Below are 19,916 nucleotides of genomic sequence, written 5' to 3' on the forward strand. Positions count from 1 at the left end.
TATCTTAATTAACAGATTTTATAACTTTAACAGATTCCTTTTTTACATCAGTCTTGATGTTGATGATGTAGATTCCTTCTGCATAGTGGCTTAAATCAACAGGCACAGTTCTGCTTTCGATTTTGAATTCCTGTAATATTCTGCCTGAGATGTCTACAAGAGTTGCAGTTCCTTCTTTGAAATCGTATCCAATAATTACGTTTGTATATGTTTTGACTGGATTCGGAATCGCTTCTATACTTGATTTGACTTTCTCAACTTTCTGTTTGTCTTTTAATTTGACTATCCAGAAATCATTGCTCCCAATGTTTGAGTTCTTATCTTTAGAAGCATTTGAATTTGAGGTACCAGCCATAATATAGCCACCGTCACGGGTTTCGATTACTTTTCTGAGAATATCCTCGCCTCCGCTGCCTACAGTCTTGTTCCAAATTTCTTCGCCTTTTTCATCTGTTTTCAGTGCGATATAGTCATTAACTCCATCTTTGTCAAGGCTTGCACCAACTGCTTTTGCAATAGTTGATGCCGCTGATCTTACAATTTCAGATTTTGCATAGCCGCCAATTAAAAAACTGTGATCTGGATTTTCAACCAAAGAAGTCAGTATGTCTGTTTTTCCAAAATCATATGTTTTGCTCCAGTCAACACTTCCTTCTTTATCGAGCTTAAGAAGCCAAAAATCAGTTCCATTGGTTACAATACCGCCTTGGGTAGTCAGAGCGTTCTTGCTGTCAGAGTTTCCACCTACAATATATCCTTCATCAGCAGTTTGATGAATAATGTAGGGCTGGTCATCGCCGTCTGCGCCATACGATTTCTGCCATTGAATTGCTCCAGAATCGTCAATCTTTACAATCCAATAATCTCCAGCTCCATTATTATTTTCCGTTTTTTCTCCCGAAATAGGAGAATTCGAATATCCCGCCAAAATGAAACCATTGTCAGTAGTCTGTTCCATGCTTCTTAATAAATCAGCATATTGGCCACCATATGTTTTCTGCCATTCAATATTGCCTTCTTTATTAAGCTTTACGATCCAATAATCCATATTGCCTCGGCTTTTGTCAGATTTGCTGAATAAATCCGACTTTGAAGTTGCTGTCGATTTTCCGTCAAGTTTGGTATTTGAAATTGGCTGAGGGCTTGAGCTTGAAGAACCTCCTAAAATATAGCCACCATCTTTAGTCTGGAAAGCACACAAAAGCTCATCCTGCCCGTTTCCTCCAATGGTTCTCTGCCATTGTTCTCCTCCAGCAGCATCCAATTTTAGAACCCAAAAATCAGTAATACCTTTACAATCCTCGCCTTTCTGAAAGCTGGCTCCAGAACTTGATGTTCCTGCAATGATAAAACCTCCGTCTCTGGTTCCTTTTATGCTTTGAAGCAGATCAAAGCCATTACCTCCAAAGCTTTTTTGCCAGACAAGATCCCCTTTTTCAGACATTTTCCAGATCCAATAATCCAAATCTCCATGGTTGTCATCGGTTTTATTTCCTGTTTTATCGGATACAGAACTTCCTGCCAGAATAAAGCCATAATCAGCAGTTGGCTGGGCATCAAAAAGATAGTCCGCATGAATACCACCATACGATTTTTCCCATTGAATATCTTGGGAATAGTTTGATAACGGTAAGAGCAAAGGAATCAGTAAGTAGAGTTTTTTCATACAATATAGGTTTCGATCTGGGTAAATAGTAAGTTTTTGCCGGCAAATCTAATTGTCTGATTTATTAAAACTTTACGGTTTTCCACATTTTGAAATATATTTTTTTAAAGTTGAGTAAACATGGTAGACGATTGCTAAAAAAAGATAGAAGGAAAATTGAAATTTACTTCAGATGGAAATATTGAAGAAAGTGAAGATTAGTAGAAAAATCTTATTTGCATGTATTGATATCCATGATTCACAAGAAGAATAGATTCTTTGGGGTGTAGAAGTTTAATAAAGAGATTTAAAATCTAAATAATTCAATATAATCAATTTGTAAAGCATTGCACACTTTTTCTAATGTGGAAAGTGTTGCATTTGCATTTCCTTTTTCCAGCCTGGACATATTACTCTTCTCGAAATTGCATTTTGCAGCTAAATCTTGTTGAGAAAGATTTTGCTGCATTCTAATTTCTTGAATTCGTTTACCGACTTTTTGCTGTAGGGTCTGCTTCAAATTAAATTATCTTTTATGATAATTCAAATTTTGCTCTATATTTGTCTAATTTGGTTATCATAAAAGATAACTGAATATTGCCTTATTTTAATTCTTCAAGATGAAAAATCAAATTTTAAATTTAACCGAAGATGAACAAGATGAAGTCGTGAAAAGATACTATAACAATGAACCGATTTCTAATATAATAGACGACTTCAATTTAGATCTTCATCCCAAACAACTTTTTATGAATTTACCGCCGGAAGTATTAAACGAAAGTTGCGGTATGTGTGGTGAAGTGCTGATAAGGAAGCGATTGCCAAGAAATAATGCTAATGCGATTGGTGATTATAGAAAATATTGTTCAAAATGCAAGCATACTGAGGAAAGGTTTTGTTATTGCCAACATTGTAGAAGAAAAGAAGAAATTGAAGATTGGGACGAAGAAAGCCTTAATAATCCTGAGATGACAGATGTTTGGTTGCAGCAAAATAAAAAAAAAAGAATAAATATTCATTCCTTATCTCTTAAAGACGAGATATATTTGGCCGTAATGTTAATCAAATATTCTTTTAAGAATTCTAATTATAGGAGACCTCTAATTGTTTTTACTGACGCATTTGCTCCAACAGACAAATTTTCTCTTAAAATAATTGATAGACTATATAAACGAAATATCATAGCAATCTATCATCGAGCAGAGGATGAGTTTCCTGAAATTAAGGACTATAATCGTAGTAATTTTGCATATTCGACGAGAAATATCTACTGGAGTGTAAATGTAGAAAGTGATTTCTATAATAGTAGTGAAATGATAAATCGCCTTTTAAATCCAAAAGAATTATGTGAAAAAGATTATTTGAAAATGCTTCAGTTGTGGAAAAGAATTGCACTTCACGAGTTGATAGAATATTATAATTTTAACGCTCAAAAATTCTTTAAAATGAATAACAAAATAAAAAAGAAGACAAAAAAGGAATTATTCAAAATGTTGGATTGTTATTCGGTTGCTGAAATTTATAGCATAATAAATAAGGCAACAAATAGTACATTAAGACATCAAGCAGTGAAAAAGACATCCAAAAATGATGTATCAAAAAAAATTAACCAAGAAATACAAAGTATTGGAAAAAAGGTTAAAGTGAAAAATTTGAAATTTAAAAAGCACATTAGAAACAAAGAATGCCCAGAAAGCACATTAAGTAAGTTTTTCTTTGAAAAGGTGATTAAAATTGGAGATGCTGGTTTTTATGAGAGGCCAAGTATTGATTGGATTAAAAAATAATGAATAGTAGAACACTTAAAATGAAATCAATTTTTACTGTATTATGGTAAAAAAAAGTTAATGAGCATTAAAAGAAAAAAATATTATATCGTAAAATAATTAGTATAAAGTTTATGCAATTTAATATCTTGAAGTGGCTTAGATGAGGTTATACCCCCGTTTAAATAACCAAAAAGAAAAAAAGAAAGTCTTTATTAAGAAAGGGTGGGGGGCTTTTTGAGTTACTGGTTTTTTTTAAACTTTTACCTTTTTTACGTAAAGCAAATTCGTATCTGTATAACCTATTCTAGTAAACACAGTGTTTTTGCAATATTACTCTATAAACATCGATTTTTGAATATTAAGTAGTACGTGGTTTTATAGATCAATGAATTATTGATCAATTGTGTAAGATATTTTTAATGTTTAAATGAATCTAAAACGTCTATATAAAAAAGGATTAATATGAATTTATATTTTAGATAAATGTGTGATTAAATTTAGTGGATGATTATAAACACGGCGCAAGTTTGTTTAAAAACAAACATTTTGTGTTCTTTATGACAATTTATGAAATAAGTGTTTGTTCTAAGAAAAAGAAGTGAGTGAATTAAAGGCAATAATGAAACAGGAGCTGTTCAGGCTCCTGTTTTTATTTTGTTCCAAATGTTAGTTTATAATGACATCGTAAACCTTTACAAAGGTATAATATTTCAGCATTTTGAAAATTATCGGGCAAATAGCGGGCAACTCTAAAATAAAAAAGCCTGTAACTCTTGAAAAACAAGTGATTACAGACTTTTTACGTACCCGGAGCCGGAGTCGAACCGGCACGGTTTCCCACAGGTGTTTGAGACCAGCGCGTCTACCAATTCCGCCATCCGGGCTTAGCAGACGAAAAAACAATCAAAAATCTGATTATTTTAACGCAATAGAATAAGTAATGATGATGTCATAACTGTGCTTATTCCTTTAACACGGTGCAAATGTAAAAAATAAAATTAAATGTGCTACTAAAAATACTTAAATTTTTCCTTTCAGTGTCCAATAAATTTTATAAATTTGCACCTCGTTAAAACGACGCACACACAACTAACTACACCCGAGGCATTTATGCATCTTTTGCTTTAAGTAAAAAATAAAGTTAAAATGTAGAGAACGCAGCGGAGCAAAAACAACAAATTATAATGTCGCACCTAGAACCAGAAGCTAAAATTTTTGCTTGTTCACAAAGTGTTTATCTTGCAGAAAAAATTGCAGAACAATACGGAATTCCGTTAGGAAAAGTAACGATGTCAACGTACAGTGATGGAGAATTTCAACCATCGTATGAAGAATCAATTAGAGGCTTACGCGTTTTTATCGTGTGTTCAACTTTTCCATCGGCAGATAATTTGATGGAATTGTTACTAATGATTGATGCTGCAAAACGCGCATCAGCAAGACATATTACAGCTGTTATGCCTTATTTTGGTTGGGCAAGACAGGATAGAAAAGACAAACCAAGAGTCCCGATTGGAGCAAAGTTAGTAGCTAACTTATTAACTGCAGCCGGAGCAACAAGAATCATGACAATGGATTTGCATGCAGACCAGATTCAAGGATTCTTTGAAAAACCAGTAGATCATTTATTTGCATCTACCATCTTTTTGCCTTACGTGCAGAGTTTAAATTTAGAAAATTTAACTATCGCGTCTCCAGATATGGGAGGATCAAAAAGAGCATATGCTTACTCTAAGTTTTTAGAATCAGATGTAGTAATCTGTTACAAACAAAGAAAAGCAGCCAACGTTATCGACACTATGGAACTAATTGGTGAAGTAAAAGGACGTAACGTAATATTAGTAGACGACATGATCGATACAGGAGGAACTTTAGCAAAAGCAGCCGACTTGATGATCGAAAAAGGAGCGCTAAGTGTAAGAGCAATTTGTACACATGCTATATTATCTGGCGGTGCATATGATAAAATCGAAAATTCGAAATTAAGCGAATTAATCGTAACCGATTCTATTCCGTTAAAGAGAGAATCAAACAAAATAAAAGTAGTGAGTTGTGCACCGCTTTTTGCAGAAGTTATGCACATGGTGCACCACAACAATTCCATTAGTGGAAAATTCATTATGTAAAAGCTATAAGCTTTAGGCGGTAAGCCATAAGCTATTAGAAATTACAGAAAAAAGCCTAAAGCCGGTGGCCTAAAGCTTAAAGCAAATTAGAATATTTATTTAATAACTATATTTTTTTACAATGAAATCGATTACAATTAAAGGATCAGAAAGAGAAAGCGTGGGCAAAGTGTCAACTAAAGCCTTACGTAATGCTGGAGCGGTTCCTTGCGTGTTATACGGAGGAAATCAAGCAGTACACTTCTCAGCAGACGCTGCAGCGTTCAAAAACTTGGTTTACACTCCAAACGCACACACAGTTGTGATTGAGCTTGGAAAAGGAAAATCATTCAATGCAATTTTGCAAGATATCCAAGTTCACCCAGTTTCTGACAAAATTTTACACATTGACTTCTTCCGATTATTTGATGATAAAGAAATCACAATGGAAGTTCCTGTGAAAATCGTTGGTACATCTAAAGGTGTTCTTGCGGGAGGTGTTTTACGTTTGAACCAACGTAAATTAAAAGTTAAAGCTTTACCATCAAATCTTCCTGATTTTGTTGAAGCTGACATCACTCCACTTGAAATGGGTAACAAATTATACGTTACTAAAGTTGGAAAACCAGAGTACAAAATTATGCACCCAGACAACACAGTTGTTTGTCAAGTAAGAATCTCTCGTGCTGCTATGAAAGCTGCTCAAGAAGCTGCAAAAGCTGCAAAAGCTCCTGCAAAAGGAAAGAAAAAATAATTTTTTTCAAATCAATACAAAAAGCCTCAATCTTTCGATTGGGGCTTTTTTTTTTGAAAGGTTCTAAGGTGCTGAGATTCTAAGGTTCTAAGTTTTCTTATGTCAGGCTGAGCGAAGTCGAAGCCCTTCAAAGAAAATTATCTAATTGCCACATTCCCTAATTATCTAATTGTTTTTTTAGAAGCAGAAACTCTTCGTTTTTTCAAGAAGTGACATTCCTGCCATCCGCTATATCTTTTCCCTGCTAAAGGAGCAGGAAAAAGGATGCCGCTTCTGTCAGGGCTAACTAGAAAATATCTTTTTCATAAGATTCGAAAGAAACATTAGATATGTCAGGCTGAGCGAAGTCGAAGCCCGCGCATAGTATGAAATTTAGATTGTCGATCTTCTTTGCGGTCCTTCGACTTCGCTCAGGATGACAATAAGAAATCATGATGAATCTGCCTAATCAGATAAATCTGCGAGAAACATTTTCTCAGCGACCTTTGCGAAAAACCCTTGCGAACTTTGCGGTTAAATCACGGCCAACAAGCAATTATCTAATTGCCACATTCACAAATAATCTAATTAACCAATTGCCACATTCTCTAATTAATCTTACTTTTGCAGACATGATAAAATGGATAACAAAACTGTTTTCATCAACAAAAAAAGAAGAGAACATAGATAATATGAAGAAATATTTAATCGTAGGTTTAGGAAATATTGGTGCAGAGTACGTAAACACCAGACACAATATCGGATTTAAAGTACTCGACTTTTTAGCTCGAAAAGAAAGTCTTTCATTCGAAACAGTAAAATTAGGCGCACTTGCAGAATATAAATTTAAAGGAAGAACTTTTTTTCTTTTAAAGCCAAACACGTATATGAACTTGAGCGGAAAAGCAGTAAAATACTGGATGGACAAAGAAAATATTCCGTTAGAAAACATATTTGTCATTACCGATGATTTGAATCTTCCTTTCGGGACTATTCGCATCCGTAAAAAGGGAAGCGACGGAGGTCATAACGGACTCAAAAACATCAACCAAATATTAAACACGCAGGAATACACCCGTTTTAGATTCGGAATCAGCGACGAATTCAAAAAAGGACAACAAGTTGATTATGTTTTGGGTGATTGGGATGAAGATGAAAAAGCAAAATTGCCAGAACGTTTAGAGGTAGCATCAGAAATTATAAAATCTTTTGGAACTGCCGGATTAGAAAATACAATGACAACTTTCAACGGAAAGTAAAGATTTATAGCTGTTTAACTTTTAAAAAATCCATTTATTGATTAATTTAATTGAATTATAACGAAATAGTATTTTCAATTACAAAGTTAAATGTCTAAATTTGGAATAAATTATTATAAACCATAAAAATCCTAATATCATGGCTTTTGAATTACCACAATTACCTTATGCATATGATGCATTAGAACCACATATTGATGCTCGTACAATGGAAATCCACCATACTAAGCACCACAATGCATACACAACAAATCTAAACGCTGCAATTGCAGGAACAGATTTAGAAGGAAAAACAATTGAAAACATCTTAATCAACTTAGATAAATCAAATGCAGCAGTTCGTAACAATGGTGGAGGTTTCTACAACCACAATTTATTCTGGACTGTAATGTCTCCAAACGGAGGCGGATTGCCAACAGGTGATTTATTAGCTGCTATCGAAGCTTCTTTTGGAACTTTCGAAGAATTCAAAGCAAAATTTGCTAAAGCTGGTGCAACACAATTCGGTTCTGGATGGGCTTGGTTAACAGTTCAAAAAGGAGGGAAATTAGAAGTTGTAGGTACTCCAAATCAAGACAATCCATTAATGCCAGAAGTTGCTGGTAACGGTGGAACCCCAATCTTAGGAATGGATGTTTGGGAACACGCTTACTACTTAAACTACCAAAACAGAAGACCAGATTATATTGAAGCTTTCTTCAGCGTAATCAACTGGACAGAAGTTGCAAGAAGATTTGCTTTAGATAAATAAGAAGATAAAGTAAAGAATAAAGAAAAAGACGAGTGCCGAAAGGTTACTCGTCTTTTTTTTTATCTATTCATTTCGTCTTGCTTCTATAATCTTGTTTCTTTTCTCTAAAAAAAAAGAAAATAAAAAAGGCGGAATCTCTTCCGCCTTTTTTGCCCCAAATCTACCATAAACTTAACCTACTAATGTTATGGTTTAGTAAATGTATGACAGCTATATTTATGAAAAAAACTTTTTAGACGAATGGTAAATATATCCGATGAAGTAAAACTAGTGAAGAGTGAAGAGTAAAGAGTGAAGAGTGAAGAGTAAAGAGTAAAGAGTAAAGAGTAAAGAGTAAAGAGTAAAGAGTAAAGAGTAAAGAGTGAAGATGAATCTTGCTTATTTTTTTAAGTTTTAACTTTTATCAATAGATTTTATCTTTCATCTTGACTCTTTGTTCTTTTCTCTAAAAAAAAGAAAATAAAAAAGGCGGAATCTCTTCCGCCTTTTTTGCCCCAAATCTACCATAAACTTAACCTACTAATGTTATGGTTCAGTAAATGTATGGCAGTTATATTTATGAAAAAAACTTTTTAGATGAATGGTCAATATTTTCGATGAAGTGATTCTAGAAGTCTGCTTTGTAAGTACTTATCTGAATAAAATAAAAAAGGTGGAATTGCTTCCACCCTTTTTGCCCCAAATCTACCATAAACTTAACCTACTAATGTTATGGTTTCCCAAAAGTATTGTAGCTTTTCATTTTTACCAAACAAACAGGATGAACGGCAAAAATAATCGATGAAATGCACAAATTAACTTTTTATTAGTATTTTCTTAGTACGCTCGAGCGTCTTTTCCTTCGTAAAAATTCATAAATGCACGGTTTACAACTCGATTTCCACCAGGGGTTGGGTAGTCTCCTGTAAAATACCAGTCGCCTAAATTTTTAGGACATGCAATATGTAAATCTTCTACTTTTTGGAAGATGATTTTTACTTCGGCATTAATTTCCGGAGAGCTTAACATTTCTGCAATTTTATCTGAAATCTCTTCTGGCGTAAATTGGTCGTAGATAGCTGTAACATAATTTACAACATCTTTGTCTGCGAAATTTTCTTGTGCTTTACATTTTGCATAAACTTCGTCAACAATATGATATAAGTTTCTTTCTTTCAATAAAGTTAGCGCAGCTCTAAAAGCAACAAGTCCTTCTAGTTTTGCCATATCGATTCCGTAACAATCTGGATAACGAATTTGTGGTGCCGATGAAACAATCACGATACGTTTAGGATTTAAACGATCCATCATTTTAATGATACTCATTTTTAAAGTAGTACCACGAACAATACTATCGTCAATAATAACTAAATTATCTTCTGGTTTGATTACGCCGTAGGTAACATCATAAACGTGTGCAACTAAATCGTCACGACTGCTGTCTTCCGTAATAAAGGTTCTAAGTTTAGCATCTTTAATCGCAACTTTCTCGGTACGTATTTTTACAGCTAAAAGTTCCTGAAGTGTTTCAGTAGTTAGTGTATTTCTGTTTTCCAGAATATAATTGTTTTTTCTCTGATTTAAGAAATCCTGAGCAGCTTCAACTAAACCGTAAAATGAAGTTTCTGCTGTATTTGGAATATAGGAGAAAACGGTGTTATCTGTATCACTGTCAATTGCGTCAAGAACTGCAGGTAAAATTAATTTTCCTAAGTTTTTACGCTCTTGATAAATTTCTGCATCACTTCCTCTTGAGAAATAGATTCTTTCAAACGAACAAGCTTTTTTAACGGTTGGTTCCAGGATTTGATTCATTGAAACTTTTCCGTTTTTCTTGATAATCAAAGCATTTCCTGGATCGATTTCCTGTACGCTTTCAAAAGGTACATTAAATACCGTTTGAATAACTGGTCTTTCAGAAGCTACTACAACTACTTCGTCATCTTGATAAAAGTAGGCTGGACGAATTCCTGCTGGATCTCTAAAAACAAAGGCATCACCATGACCTAATAATCCAGCCATTGCGTAACCTCCGTCTAAGTTTTTAGCAGAACGAGCTAAGATTTTTGCAATATCTAATCTTTCTGCAATAACTGGTGAAGCTTCTCTTTTAGAATAACCTTCAGCTTTACAGTCTTGGTACAGTTGCATTACTTCTTTGTCTAAGAAGTGACCAATTTTTTCCATTACGGTAACAGTATCCGCCATTTCTTTTGGATGCTGTCCAAGCTCAACAAGATTTTCGAAAAGTTCTTTAACATTTGTCATATTAAAGTTTCCTGCTAAAATCAAGTTGCGGTGCATCCAGTTGCTCTGACGTAAAAACGGGTGAACACTTTCGATGCTGTTTTTTCCAAAAGTTCCGTAACGAACATGTCCTAAAAACAATTCGCCTACATACGGGATTTGTGATTTTATTTTATTGATGTCATCACCAATTTCTGGATTCGCTTTTAATTCTTCGCTGATTCTTTCATTGATTTGTTTAAAGACATCTTGAATTGGCTGTGCGTGATTCGAACGAACTCTGCTTATGTAGCGTTGTCCAGGATCAACATCCAATTTAATGCTTGCAAAACCAGCTCCGTCTTGTCCTCGGTTGTGCTGTTTTTCCATCATTAAATACATTTTCTGAATTCCGTAAAAAGCAGTTCCGTATTTTTCTTTATAATATTCAAGCGGTTTAAGAAGTCTAACTAAGGCTATACCACATTCGTGTTTTAACGCGTCGCTCATTGTTTTTTTATTTTTTTGTGTGTTGTAAGTTGTGTGTATTAACGTAATAAAAAAGCCCCGTTTTACCGAGGCTCTTAGGCATTATATTTCTATGTCAAACTGAGTTAACGACTTAAATTGCTGTAATCGAATCGCCACCTCGGCTTTGCTTAATGTTTCCATCCTTTCAGTTCCAAATTTCTCTACGCAGAACGAAGCTAAATTTGAACCATAAATAATTGCGTTTTTCATATTGTTAAACGAAATGTTTTCGCTTTGTGCAATGAATCCAGAAAATCCTCCGGCAAAAGTGTCCCCAGCTCCTGTTGGATCAAAAACATCTTCTAGCGGTAAAGCTGGTGCAAAGAATACTTCTCTGTTATGGAATAAAAGTGCGCCGTGTTCTCCTTTTTTGATTACCACATATTTTGGTCCCATATCTTGGATTTTAGCAGCTGCTTTTACTAATGAATATTCACCAGAAAGTTGTCTTGCTTCTTCGTCATTGATTGTAATAACATCTACACGTTTGATAACGTCTAAAAGTTCTGGAAGAGCGCAATCCATCCAAAAGTTCATTGTATCTAAAACAACTAATTTTGGTTTTTTCTCCATTTGATCTAAAACACTGCTTTGTACTAATGGGTGTAAGTTTCCTAACATCACAACATCAGCATCTTTGTAGTTTTGAGGAACTTTTGGCTGAAAATCAGCTAAAACGTTCAATTCAGTTACAAGAGTGTCTCTAGAATTTAGATCGTTGTGGTATAACCCGCTCCAAAAAAAGGTTTTTCCGCCTTTTACAATTTCGATACCAGAGATATCAATATTTTTTGAAGTTAAAAGATCTAAATGTTCTTGAGGAAAATCATCGCCAACTACTGAAACAATAGCCGATTGCAAGTTAAAAAAGGATGCTGATAAACCAATGTACGTTGCAGCACCACCTAATATTTTATCTGTTTTTCCGAAAGGAGTTTCAATCGCGTCGAAAGCAACCGTTCCAACAATCAATAATTTATTCATTTTATGAATTTCGAATTAGGGTGCAAAGATACTCTATAAGTTACAATATTGCAATGCTTTAGGTTCTCAAAATTTTCTTAAAAAAAAGATATCGTTTTCGAGCTTAAAACTATTGTAAATGAGTAAATTATCTGAGGTTCTTTTGAATGCTCAAAATATCATTTTCAGAATTAAATTGCAATATTTATTTTGGAAAAATGCTTAAAATATTTTCAATTAAATATAATTTACAACTCATACTTCTTATCAAAATAATTCTTCAAAACTCCAACCTGAATCAAAATCATAAAAGGAACTATCAAGATAGAATACAATAAAGTTTTAGAAATATGAATTCCAGAAACGATTGCTGAAATTTTATCAGTGTATGATTTTCCTATTTCTAGATTGTTCTGAGTTCCAGCAAAAAATACATTGTAAGCAATTAAAAGAGCCAAAGCAACTCCAATAAAAATCCATGTTGAGATGGAAATTAGAGGTTTGTAAGGTTTAATTTTTGCTTTTTCAGCAACAAGAATTTGCGACATTAAGTTCGAAGTAAAGTCGGCAGATGGCGATTGCAAAGTGTTTTCGGCCATCATTTTCTCAATAAGATTTTCTAAATTTTTATCTTCCTCTTTCATAACACTCCACTATTTCGGGTTCTAACTGCTTTTTTAAAATTGTGGCTAATTTTTGTCGGCTTCTAAATAATTTCACCTTGACATTATTAGCATTTATATTCATGATTTTGCCAATTTCCTCTAAATTCTGATCTTCAAAATAAAACAAAGTCAGCAGGAAATTATCTTCCCTCGGCAACAAATTTAAACAATTCTGAATGGCCTGCTTTCGTTCTTTGTCTTCTAAAGCACTCAAAGCATTGTCCATTGTCTTGACTAAATGCGATGAAAACTCATCTATAGAAATATTTAAATCTTCTTTTTTGTTTTTCTTCAAACGGTCTAAACAATTATTATAAGAAATTTTATAAATCCAAGTTGAGAATTTAGAATCGCCTTTAAACTTGTTCAGAGAATTATATACCTTAATAAAAGTATCTTGTGCGGCTTCTTCGGCCTCTTCTCTGTTTTTGATCATTTTGATTGACAATGTAAAGATCATATCCTTATAACGATCAACCAGCACGGCAAACAAATTGGTCTCGCCCTGCAGGATTCTATCGATATAATGTTGATCATTCAAAGTACTCATATTATATAGGACGACAGTTTGTTATTTTAGGTTACAGCTTTTGGGGAAAAATTTCAAAAAATAAATCCCAAATTCCAACTTCAAGATTTTACATATATAATAAGGATTGAAATTTGTTAAAGTTTAATCACAATATTGTCATCTCGATGGAGGAGAGATCACACTAGAAGCTCCGCAAAGTAAATCGCCAATCTTTGTCGATTTTCGCGTGTGATCTCTCCTCCGTCGAGATGGCAAAAATAGCGTTTACTAGTTTCGGTACTCAAAATTAACTCATAATCAGCAAGTTTTGGAATTTCGAATTTATTTTTTGAAATTTTCCCCCAAAAGCTGTAACCTCAATTTAAAAGGTGTCGTCATATGGAGTATCAATCAATTATAAAAACATAAAAATTATGGGACCACAAATTTTAGTACCACTTAGCCTTTTTGCGATGATCTTTGGGATTGTCTATCTTTTTTACTCAACAAGAAACAGAGAGCGTTTGGCTCTTATAGAAAAAGGTGCAGATGCCAGCATATTTTTAAAGGGCAAAACAAATGGAGTTCCTGCATGGAAAATCTTTATTTTGAATTCAGCTTTTCTTTTAATTGGAATAGGACTTGGCTTTTTTATTGCTTTATTGCTTTCAACATACACAGATATGAATTCTGATGTCATTTATCCGGCAACAATTATTACAATGTCTGGAGTTGGGTTGCTAGTAGGATTTCATAGAGCAAAAGATTTAGACAAAGAATAAATCGTAAGCAGGAATTTAAGTTAGTACAAAAAAACGCATCAACTATTTGATGCGTTTTTTTTATTCTTTTGATCCGATAGTTTCGTAATAAACATCTACAGAAAGTTTCGGTTGCATTGATGCCATGACAGCCAATTGATCACAGCGTTCGTTTTGCGGATGATTGTTGTGGCCTTTGATCCATTTAAAATCTACCTGATGTTTTCGGTAAACAATTAAAAAGCGTTTCCATAAATCAGGATTTTTTCTGCCGGCAAATTTCTTTTTCTCCCAGCCCAAAACCCATTTTTTTTCGACAGAATCGACAACGTATTTAGAATCTGAAATAACTAAAACCTTCATATTTGGGTTTTTTAGTTTCTCCAAACCAACAATTACAGCTAAAAGTTCCATTCGGTTATTAGTCGTCAAGCGAAAACCTTCATAGAATTCTTTTTTATGTGGCGTTCCAACCAATTCCATCACAACGCCATATCCGCCATTTCCTGGATTTCCTTTTGCCGCGCCATCTGTATATATATGTACTTCGTGATTCATTTATTTATTTTTTCACCATATAAGTGATATAAGTTCATTTATGCCTATGTCTTATATTACTTTGTAAAATATGATAATAGTTATTTATGTGTAAAACTTAAATTTTCTTATATGACTTATATGGTTTAAATTTTAGAATTTGAATCTTCAAGGATTTTATGAATAATCTCAGGAAAATGTTTTTGTTCCAGTTCATGGATCTTTTCTGCCACTGTTTCTGGTGTGTCTTCGTCTGTTAGTGCTACATTAGCTTGAAAAATAATGCCACCTTCATCATAGTTTTCATTTACATAATGTATAGAAATTCCGGTTTCTTTTTCCTTATTATTTACTATAGCTCTGTGTATGTGCATTCCGTACATTCCTTTGCCTCCATAATTAGGTAAAAGTGCAGGATGAATATTGATAATTTTATTAGGATATTTCTCGATTATATTTTCAGGGAATTTTAGCAAAAATCCGGCAAGGACTATCAGATCTGGGTCGATTTCTTGTATTTTTTGTAGTACATTTCGTTCTAAAAGTTCGTTTTTTGAGAAGATTTCGACTGGAATTTGATGATTTTTTGCTCTTTCGATGACTTTTGCCGAAGCATTATTCGTAAAAACAGAAACGACCTTTGCAATTTCGGTATTCGAAAAATATTTTATAATGTTCTCTGCGTTAGTTCCTGATCCTGAGGCAAAAACGATAATTTTTTTCATAATGCGCTGTGTTTTGAGAATGCAAAAAACGGAATAAAAAACGAAAATAAATAGCTTTAAAAGGGCTTTCTTGAAATTAATTTTATAAATTAGTGTTACATTTATAAACTAAATCGTGGTTTTAAAATAAAGTTTTTTATTTTTGCCAACAAATTAAATTCTAAAATTAAAGATTATGTCAGACATTGCATCAAGAGTAAAAGCGATTATCGTAGACAAATTAGGTGTTGACGAAAACGAAGTTGTAACAGAAGCAAGCTTCACTAATGATTTGGGAGCTGACTCATTAGACACTGTTGAGCTTATTATGGAATTCGAAAAAGAATTTGATATTCAAATTCCAGACGATCAAGCAGAAAACATTGCTACTGTAGGTCAAGCTATTTCTTATATCGAGGAAGCTAAAAAATAATAATACCACACCCGACTTTATATATTATATATAAGTCGGGTGTTATTATTTTTTTAAAATTTAAATTTCGATTGATTTTCAATCAAAAAGATATATTTATATTGTAATGCCCATGGCTCTTAAGTAACATTACTGTTAAGAAAGCGTGGGTTTTATTTGTTTAAAGTACAAAATACATATTTATGGCATTAAGGCGAGTTGTTGTAACAGGATTAGGTGCACTTACTCCTATAGGGAATAATATCCAGGAATATTGGAATGCACTTGTGAATGGAGTAAGCGGAGCCGCTCCTATCACATATTATGATACGGAGAAGCATAAAACGAAATTTGCCTGCGAAGTAAAAAACTTCAATATTGAAGATTACATGGATCGCAAGGAATCTCGAAGACTAGATAAATTTGCTCAATATGCAATTGCTGCCAGTGATGAAGCTATTAAAGATGCTGGAATTACAAATGATAACGTAAACAAACAAAGAGTTGGTGTTATCTGGGGAGCAGGTATTGGAGGTTTAGAGACTTTTCAAGAAGAAGTAATGTATTATGCGAAAGGTGATGGAACGCCAAAGTTCAATCCGTTTTTTATCCCAAAAATGATCGCTGATATTGCTCCTGCACATATTTCTATGCGTAATGGTTATATGGGACCAAACTACACAACAGTTTCTGCATGTGCGTCATCTGCAAATGCTTTAATTGATGCTTTCAATTACATTCGTTTAGGAATGTGTGATGTTATTGTGTCTGGCGGATCTGAAGCTGCGGTTACAATTGCAGGTATGGGTGGTTTTAGCTCGATGCATGCTTTATCAACAAGAAATGAAAGCCCAGAAACAGCTTCAAGACCTTTTGATGCAACCAGAGATGGTTTCGTTTTAGGAGAAGGAGCAGGAGCTTTAGTACTTGAAGATTACGAACATGCAAAAGCTAGAGGTGCAAAAATTTACTGCGAAATTGGCGGTGGAGGAATGTCATCTGATGCTTACCACTTAACAGCACCACATCCAGAAGGAATTGGAGTTATTGCCGTAATGGAAAACACATTAAGAGATGCTGGAATGAGCCCTGAAGATGTTGATCATATCAATACTCACGGAACTTCTACGCCACTTGGAGATGTAGCTGAATTAAAAGCAATTAGTGCAGTTTTTGGTAGTCATGCTAAAAACATCAATATCAATTCAACAAAATCAATGACAGGACACTTACTTGGTGCTGCTGGAGCTATTGAAGCAATTGCTTCTATTTTAGCAATGCAACACGGAATTGTTCCTCCAACGATTAATCATACTGTTGTAGACGAAAAAATTGATCCATCATTGAATCTTACTTTAAACAAACCTCAAAAAAGAGAAGTTAATGTTGCAATGAGCAACACGTTTGGTTTTGGTGGACACAATGCTTGTGTATTGTTTAAAAAATTAGTTGACTAATTTTCGTATATGAATATTATCAAAAAAATATTTTCTAAATCCCGTTCTCTAGAAGACGGGATTTTTTTTGACACTATTCAGAAAATTCTTGGTTTTCCGCCGGTAAATATTGAATTTTATAGAAAAGCCTTTACACACCGATCATCAAATAAGCTCGATGAAAACGGACAGCCGATTAATTATGAAAGGTTGGAGTTTTTAGGCGATGCGATGTTAAGTGCCGTAATTGCTGCACATTTATTTAATAAAGCACCAAACGGAGACGAAGGTTATTTGACTAAAATGCGATCAAAAATTGTAAGCCGTGAACATTTGAATGAACTTGGTAAGGATTTAAATCTGGTTCGCTTTGTGGAAAGCAAAGTGCCAATTCAGCATTTTGGCGAAAATATACACGGTAATATTTTTGAATCTTTAGTTGGAGCCATTTATCTAGACAAAGGATATTCTTTCTGCGAGCGTTTTATTCAAAAGAGAGTGATCACGCCTTATGTCGATATTGCCCGACTTGAAGGAAAAGTAATTAGTTACAAAAGTTTGGTTATCGAATGGTGTCAGAAGGAAAAAAGAATCTTTCATTATGACATTTTTGAGGATAACGGTATTGACGGTCAGCGCTTATTTGGCGTAAAATTAAGTATTGACAATAAAGTAATCGCAAGAGCGCGAGCAACTTCAAAAAAGAAGGCAGAAGAGAAAGCATCACAAAGAGCTTATTTTGCATTTCAGGAGAAAATAGACAAGAAATAGCTACAAAAATGCTGTAACTATCTTAAAGCTATAACGTTTTCGTTTATAAATTAACAAAAACAACCACGTCATAACTATTGATGCTCCGTTAGAAATAGTATATTTACAACTTGATTTTTCATGACATGGCTATTCATAGATTGGATTTAGACGAATTTGACGAAATTGATTATTATTTAATGGCAATTCATACTTCATTAGAAGATTATAGACTGGCCTATTTTATCAATAAAATCCTTCCGATAAACTTAAGTAAGAGCAAAAACGAGATACATGCTCAGACTAAAGAAGGAGAGGCAAATTTTTCTAGATTTTATTATTATGATTCCGAAAAAGCAGTTTCATGGAATTTAATTCAGAATAAAAATGAAATCATTTCAGTGAGTACGAGTGATTTTCAGAATTTGTTTTCTAATGAAACAAGTGAGGTTTCAACAACAATTCATTTACTTCCTGAATTCAAAAAAGTAGATTTTTTCCTGAAAATAGAGAATAGCGAGGAAACTCTAGATTTTTCAGAAATTCAACAACAATTAAATACCATAGAGAGTGTTGCAGCTATTTATGCTGTCGATACAAATAAAATAAAATCAAAAAACAATCTAATTTTTTAAAAAAAATGTTAACAAACAAGAAAACCAAAATTGTTGCTACACTTGGTCCCGCATGTAGTACAAGAGAGATTATCAAGGATATGATCGAGGCAGGGGTTAATGTGTTTAGAATCAATTTTTCGCATGCAGATTACGAAGGAGTAAAAGAAAAAATCGATATCATTAGAGGTCTAAACGAAGAGTTTGGTTACACTACAGCAATTTTAGGAGATTTGCAAGGACCAAAACTTAGAGTTGGTGTAATGGAAGAGGGAACTGTTGTACATGATGGTGATGAAATTACTTTCACAACAGCAGAAGATATTATCGGAAATGCAAAAAAAGCATTCATGAAATATCAAAATTTCCCAAATGATGTAAATGTTGGAGAGCGTATTTTGCTTGACGATGGTAAACTTATTTTTGAAATCGTTTCTACAGATAAAAATACAGAAGTTGTTGCTAAAGTTATTCAGGGTGGAGAATTAAAATCAAAAAAAGGGGTTAATCTTCCAAACACTAAAATATCTTTGCCAGCTTTAACTGAAAAAGATATTGCTGATGCGATTTTTGCAATTGAGCAAAAAGTTGACTGGATCGCACTTTCATTTGTGAAAACACCACGCGATTTACAAGATTTACAAGAATTGATCGCTAAGCATTCAGATGTTAAAATTCCAATTATTGCTAAAATCGAGATGCCAGAAGCTCTTGAGAACATGGATAAAATTGTAGCATATTGCGATGGTTTAATGGTTGCTCGTGGAGATCTTGGAGTTGAACTTCCTGCTCACGAAGTACCATTGGTACAAAAAGACTTGATCCGTAGAGCTAAAACAGCTAGAATTCCTGTTATCGTTGCTACACAAATGATGGAAACAATGATTACAAGTTTGACTCCAACAAGAGCAGAAGTAAATGACGTTGCTAACTCAGTAATGGATGGTGCAGATGCTGTAATGTTGTCTGGAGAAACTGCAACAGGAAACTATCCAGTTCAAGTAATTCAAAGAATGACTCAAATTTGTGAGGCTGTAGAAGATTCTGAACTTATTCATGTTCCTCAAAATACACCACAAATTAAAACAAAACGTTTTGTTACTAAAACAGTTTGTCACCAAGCAGCTTTATTAGCTAACGAAATCAGTGCAAAAGCAATTTGTACTTTAACAAACAGTGGTTACACTGCTTTCCAGATTTCAGCTTGGAGACCTTCAACTGCACATATTTTAGTGTTTACTTCAAACAGAAGAATCTTGACACAATTGAATTTATTATGGGGAGTTAAATCTTTCTTTTATGATAATGAAGAGAGTACAGATGATACTGTAACAGATGTAAATAAAATTGCAATTGAAAAAGAATATGCTACAAAAGGTGATTATTTGATCAACCTTGCAGCGATGCCTATTAAAGATAAAGGAATGGTGAATACCATGAGAGTTTCTGAAATAGAATAGTTTTCTTTTCAAAATATACCTAAAAAGCCATTCGAAAGAATGGCTTTTTTTTTTGCTCTTTTTCAAAATCGTAAGTGAAATTGGAGCATTGGAATAAAAAAAATC

Annotated in this window: 19 protein-coding genes and 1 tRNA gene; 11 read left to right on the top strand and 9 right to left on the bottom strand. The window is 33.7% G+C overall.

Annotated features, from left to right (window positions below):
• Positions 1-4: 4 nt before the first annotated feature.
• Both RB619_RS05495 and RB619_RS05500 read right to left on the bottom strand, forming a co-directional pair.
• On the bottom strand, positions 5-1,666 hold the full coding sequence (locus RB619_RS05495; RefSeq protein WP_308095152.1) for a T9SS type A sorting domain-containing protein: 1,662 nt from the start codon (positions 1,664-1,666) through the stop codon (positions 5-7).
• A 286-nt stretch (positions 1,667-1,952) separates the two neighbouring features.
• Positions 1,953-2,165 (bottom strand): helix-turn-helix transcriptional regulator, encoded by a 213-nt coding sequence (locus RB619_RS05500; protein ID WP_308095154.1) that lies wholly within the window; start codon positions 2,163-2,165, stop codon positions 1,953-1,955.
• A gap of 100 nt (positions 2,166-2,265) precedes the next feature.
• Here RB619_RS05500 and RB619_RS05505 point away from each other — a divergent pair, with 100 nt between their 5' ends.
• Entirely contained in the window at positions 2,266-3,432 is a 1,167-nt protein-coding gene (locus RB619_RS05505; RefSeq protein ID WP_308095156.1) for a hypothetical protein, read from the top strand.
• 786 nt (positions 3,433-4,218) lie between these two features.
• On the opposite strand, the gene RB619_RS05510 is transcribed toward RB619_RS05505, so the two are convergent.
• Positions 4,219-4,298 (bottom strand) — tRNA-Leu (locus RB619_RS05510).
• A gap of 300 nt (positions 4,299-4,598) precedes the next feature.
• Between RB619_RS05510 and RB619_RS05515 the strand changes: the two genes are divergently transcribed.
• The 4 genes from RB619_RS05515 to RB619_RS05530 all read left to right on the top strand — a co-directional run bounded on the left by RB619_RS05515 (position 4,599) and on the right by RB619_RS05530 (position 8,262).
• Positions 4,599-5,540 (top strand): ribose-phosphate pyrophosphokinase, encoded by a 942-nt coding sequence (locus RB619_RS05515; protein ID WP_308095159.1) that lies wholly within the window; start codon positions 4,599-4,601, stop codon positions 5,538-5,540.
• Between the two features lie 121 nt (positions 5,541-5,661).
• A complete protein-coding gene (locus RB619_RS05520; protein ID WP_308095161.1) occupies positions 5,662-6,273 on the top strand; it encodes a 50S ribosomal protein L25/general stress protein Ctc in 612 nt (203 codons plus the stop codon).
• 611 nt (positions 6,274-6,884) lie between these two features.
• Complete coding sequence (pth, locus tag RB619_RS05525; RefSeq protein ID WP_308095163.1) at positions 6,885-7,511, top strand: aminoacyl-tRNA hydrolase; 627 nt, start codon at positions 6,885-6,887, stop codon at positions 7,509-7,511.
• A 139-nt stretch (positions 7,512-7,650) separates the two neighbouring features.
• Complete coding sequence (locus tag RB619_RS05530) at positions 7,651-8,262, top strand: superoxide dismutase (RefSeq protein ID WP_035646435.1); 612 nt, start codon at positions 7,651-7,653, stop codon at positions 8,260-8,262.
• Between the two features lie 816 nt (positions 8,263-9,078).
• On the opposite strand, the gene RB619_RS05535 is transcribed toward RB619_RS05530, so the two are convergent.
• From RB619_RS05535 to RB619_RS05550, 4 genes are all read right to left on the bottom strand, one after another.
• Positions 9,079-10,977: an amidophosphoribosyltransferase gene (locus RB619_RS05535; protein ID WP_308095166.1), complete on the bottom strand. Its 1,899-nt coding sequence runs from the start codon at positions 10,975-10,977 to the stop codon at positions 9,079-9,081.
• 81 nt (positions 10,978-11,058) lie between these two features.
• Entirely contained in the window at positions 11,059-11,982 is a 924-nt protein-coding gene (locus tag RB619_RS05540) for a PfkB family carbohydrate kinase (protein ID WP_194656315.1), read from the bottom strand.
• Between the two features lie 227 nt (positions 11,983-12,209).
• Positions 12,210-12,605: a hypothetical protein gene (locus RB619_RS05545; RefSeq protein ID WP_308095170.1), complete on the bottom strand. Its 396-nt coding sequence runs from the start codon at positions 12,603-12,605 to the stop codon at positions 12,210-12,212.
• Complete coding sequence (locus RB619_RS05550) at positions 12,589-13,176, bottom strand: sigma-70 family RNA polymerase sigma factor (RefSeq protein WP_308095172.1); 588 nt, start codon at positions 13,174-13,176, stop codon at positions 12,589-12,591. The genes RB619_RS05545 and RB619_RS05550 overlap by 17 nt, the downstream gene beginning before the upstream one ends.
• Positions 13,177-13,571: 395 nt before the next feature.
• On the opposite strand from RB619_RS05550, the gene RB619_RS05555 reads away from it, so the two are divergent.
• Positions 13,572-13,919, top strand: coding sequence for a DUF6249 domain-containing protein (locus RB619_RS05555; RefSeq protein ID WP_133523594.1), 348 nt, complete (start codon positions 13,572-13,574; stop codon positions 13,917-13,919).
• A 60-nt stretch (positions 13,920-13,979) separates the two neighbouring features.
• Here RB619_RS05555 and rnhA read toward each other — a convergent pair whose 3' ends face one another.
• Together rnhA and purN are read right to left on the bottom strand one after the other, a co-directional pair.
• Positions 13,980-14,456, bottom strand: coding sequence for a ribonuclease HI (gene rnhA / locus RB619_RS05560; RefSeq protein ID WP_127338180.1), 477 nt, complete (start codon positions 14,454-14,456; stop codon positions 13,980-13,982).
• 125 nt (positions 14,457-14,581) lie between these two features.
• Positions 14,582-15,160 carry a phosphoribosylglycinamide formyltransferase gene (gene purN, locus RB619_RS05565; protein WP_308095176.1) on the bottom strand — a complete coding sequence of 193 codons (579 nt, stop codon included), beginning with the start codon at positions 15,158-15,160 and terminating at the stop codon, positions 14,582-14,584.
• A 175-nt stretch (positions 15,161-15,335) separates the two neighbouring features.
• On the opposite strand from purN, the gene RB619_RS05570 reads away from it, so the two are divergent.
• The 5 genes from RB619_RS05570 to pyk all read left to right on the top strand — a co-directional run bounded on the left by RB619_RS05570 (position 15,336) and on the right by pyk (position 19,811).
• Entirely contained in the window at positions 15,336-15,572 is a 237-nt protein-coding gene (locus tag RB619_RS05570; protein WP_007137004.1) for an acyl carrier protein, read from the top strand.
• A gap of 182 nt (positions 15,573-15,754) precedes the next feature.
• Positions 15,755-17,008 carry a beta-ketoacyl-ACP synthase II gene (gene fabF / locus RB619_RS05575; protein WP_308095178.1) on the top strand — a complete coding sequence of 418 codons (1,254 nt, stop codon included), beginning with the start codon at positions 15,755-15,757 and terminating at the stop codon, positions 17,006-17,008.
• 9 nt (positions 17,009-17,017) lie between these two features.
• Entirely contained in the window at positions 17,018-17,758 is a 741-nt protein-coding gene (gene rnc / locus RB619_RS05580) for a ribonuclease III (protein WP_308095180.1), read from the top strand.
• Between the two features lie 125 nt (positions 17,759-17,883).
• Complete coding sequence (locus tag RB619_RS05585) at positions 17,884-18,372, top strand: IPExxxVDY family protein (protein WP_308095186.1); 489 nt, start codon at positions 17,884-17,886, stop codon at positions 18,370-18,372.
• A gap of 5 nt (positions 18,373-18,377) precedes the next feature.
• Positions 18,378-19,811, top strand: coding sequence for a pyruvate kinase (gene pyk / locus RB619_RS05590; RefSeq protein ID WP_308095189.1), 1,434 nt, complete (start codon positions 18,378-18,380; stop codon positions 19,809-19,811).
• Positions 19,812-19,916 lie beyond the last annotated feature (105 nt).

The organism is Flavobacterium sp. LHD-80 (assembly GCF_030929605.1).
GTDB lineage: Bacteria > Bacteroidota > Bacteroidia > Flavobacteriales > Flavobacteriaceae > Flavobacterium.